Genomic DNA, 2772 nt, shown 5'->3' on the forward strand with positions numbered 1-2772 from the left:
GTTCGGCGGTGTCCATTGGCGCCCTCTCGACTTGGCTCCATGCACTGCTCGGGGCGGCGACCCACCCACGACAGCGCTTAAAAGCTAACGGTTTGCTTTAGCGGGACGATAGGCCCTACGTTCGACTTAACGCAAACCCGTTGCTTTTAGCGGCGGGACCGTACCGCCCGGAAGGAGCTCCCCATGTCCACCACCCCGCAGCCCACCGCCACCCCGAGCTGGACCGTCGGAGACCTCGCCGTCCGCCGGATCGACGAGGTGCCCCTGCCCCCGCAGACGGGCCCTTGGCTGCTGCCGGGAGCCACCCCGGAGGTCGTGGCCCGGTCCCCCTGGCTGCAACCGGACTTCGCGGACGAGCAACGCGTCCTGCGGCTGGCGAGCCACAGCTTCGCGGTCGAGGGCGCCGGGCTGCGGATCCTCGTCGACACCGGCATCGGCAATGGCAAGCAACGGGCCAACCCCGCGTGGGACAACCTCAACAGCGACTACCTGACCCGCCTGACGGAGGCCGGCTTCGCACCCGAGACGGTGGATCTCGTCGTCCTCACCCACCTGCACACCGACCACGTCGGCTGGAACACCCGTGCGCAGGAGGGACGTTGGGTGCCCACCTTCCCCAACGCCCGCTATCTCACGACCCGCACAGAATGGGACTACTGGACCGGCACCGACCTGAACGAGGCCCGCAGCCAGATGTTCCGGGACTCCGTGCACCCCATCAAGGACGCGGGGCTGCTCGACCTCGTCGACGTGGCACCCGAGGGCACCGACATCGCCCCCGGTGTCCGCCTGCGTTCCACTCCGGGCCACACACCGGGCCAGGTGGCGGTGGAACTGAGCAGTCGCGGCGAGAGGGCGCTCATCACCGGCGACTGCATCCACCACCCCGTCCAGCTGCCCCACCCGGACCTGGGAAGCTGCGTGGACATCGACCCCGCAGCCGCGGCCAGGACCCGCCATGAACTCCTCGACTCGCTCTCCGGCACCCGGACCCTCCTCCTCGGCAGCCACTTCCCGCCGCCCACGGCGGGGCACGTGATCCCCGACGGGGACGCCTTCCGCCTGGTACCTGCCTCCCGGGAGCGGGCTTCATGACCGTTAAAGAAGTTGTCCTGCCAGGACGGGTCGGTGACGCTGACGCGATGAGCGGAGAGATCTCCTACACATGGCGCGACCCCATCACCGACGAGGAGCTGGCCGATCTGGTCCGGTCGCACGGCGGACGTGCTGAAGCCGGATGGTGGGACAAGGCCAGGGAACACAGCCTGGGCTGGGTGGGGGCCCGGGCCGGCGACGGCGTCCTCGTCGGATTCGTGAACGTGGCGTGGGACGGCGCGGACCACGCCTTCCTGATCGACACGAAGACCCGGGGTTCGTACCAGCGCCGCGGCATCGCGACGGCCGTCGTCCGGCTGGCGGCGGCACGGGCGCGCGCCGCGGGCTGCGAGTGGCTGCACGTCGACTTCGAACCGCACCTGCGCGGCTTCTACTTCGAGGCCTGCGGCTTCCGGTCGACGGAGGCAGGTCTGATCCACCTGCCTTCCTTGGCCTGATGCGACGCGACGTGACGTGACGGGGCCCTGGAGGCAGCACATCGCCTCCAGGGCCCCGGTGATCAGCTGAGCTCGTGGTCAGGCCTCACGGTGGTGAACCTGGCCTCGTCTCCTTCGGTGGACTGCCGGTGGAAGCCTGCCTTCTCCAGCACTCGGACCGAGGCCGGGTTCGACAGTTCCACGCCGGCGGACACCGTGTGGACACCGGCCGCGGTGAGGGCGAACTCCGCCAGGGCCCTGGTGGCCTCGGAGGCGTATCCCTGACCGCGGCGCGAGGCCACGATCCCGTACCCGATCTCGAGGACGCCCTCGCTGGGCGGCCAGAACAGGCCGATCGAGCCCACCACCAGGCCGCTCTCGCGCTCGATGACCAGACGGTGGCCATAGGCACCGAGCCAGCCGGGGTTCTGTTCGAAGAGGCTCGCGATCACACGGTCGCCTTCGGCGGGGAAGTCGTCCGCCCAGTTCGCGGACCTGTGCTCGCCCAGGACCGCGGTGGCCTCGCTCATGGTCCAGGGCCGCAGGACGAGACGCTCGGTGATCACGTCGGCGTGGGCAGCTGCGGGCTCAGGTGTGGATACAGGGGAGGGTGCAGGCGTGGGTGCAGGTGTGGATACAGGTGTCGGTGCAGGTGTCGGTGCAGGTTTGGGTGAAGCAGCGGAAGACATGTGTCTCTCCTGGTCGTTCGTGGTGACGACCCGGTCCGCGCTCGGCTATCGCGCGGCCCGGACGAGGGCATGCTGACGAAGGCCTGCGGCAGCCATATTCATCAACCTCCCTGTCCGGTGACGGCGCGCCTCTTGCGCCTGCGGGACGCTAACAACCGCCCCGCAGGCCCGGCAACACATTTACGAGTGACTGCTCAAGGAGCGACTACTTCAGGTACGGGCCGTCCGTGCCGACCTTGCCCGGAGCCGGGTTGCCCGGCAGGTCGAGCACATAGGCGCGCAGGTTTCCCTTGCCGGGAGCGGCGACGGAGAGCTTGCCGTCGGTCACGGTCTTCTTGTCGCCGGTGACGGCGTCGGTGTAGGTGCCGTTGGGGATGCCGCTGTAGCTCGCCTCGCCGGAGACGGTGACCAGGGCGAAGCTGTCGACGGAGCCCGAGGTGTAGCGGCGCTTGTAGGCCATCTGTCCGTTGATGCCCTCGGTGGAGTACTGGCCCGACTGGAGCGCGGGCACGGCCCTGCGGATCTGGTTGAGCCGCTGTACATGTTTGACC

3 protein-coding genes and 1 pseudogene are annotated in these 2772 nt (G+C 69.0%); 2 read left to right on the plus strand and 2 right to left on the minus strand.

Translation table 11 applies throughout. The features are described 5' to 3' along the window. Window positions 1-183 precede the first annotated feature (183 nt). Window positions 184-1095: an MBL fold metallo-hydrolase gene (locus tag ACQKIP_RS44530; RefSeq protein WP_365864569.1), complete on the plus strand. Its 912-nt coding sequence runs from the start codon at window positions 184-186 to the stop codon at window positions 1093-1095. A gap of 47 nt (window positions 1096-1142) precedes the next feature. Then, window positions 1143-1553 (plus strand): GNAT family N-acetyltransferase, encoded by a 411-nt coding sequence (locus ACQKIP_RS44535; RefSeq protein WP_365864570.1) that lies wholly within the window; start codon window positions 1143-1145, stop codon window positions 1551-1553. Window positions 1554-1615: 62 nt separating this feature from the next. Here ACQKIP_RS44535 and ACQKIP_RS44540 read toward each other — a convergent pair whose 3' ends face one another. Both ACQKIP_RS44540 and ACQKIP_RS44545 read right to left on the minus strand, forming a co-directional pair. Then, complete coding sequence (locus tag ACQKIP_RS44540; RefSeq protein ID WP_365864572.1) at window positions 1616-2098, minus strand: GNAT family N-acetyltransferase; 483 nt, start codon at window positions 2096-2098, stop codon at window positions 1616-1618. 328 nt (window positions 2099-2426) lie between these two features. Further along, window positions 2427-2772, minus strand: a pseudogene (locus tag ACQKIP_RS44545) (alpha-amylase); the annotation flags it as partial.

Source organism: Streptomyces sp. NPDC059900 (assembly GCF_050270335.1).
GTDB lineage: Bacteria > Actinomycetota > Actinomycetes > Streptomycetales > Streptomycetaceae > Streptomyces.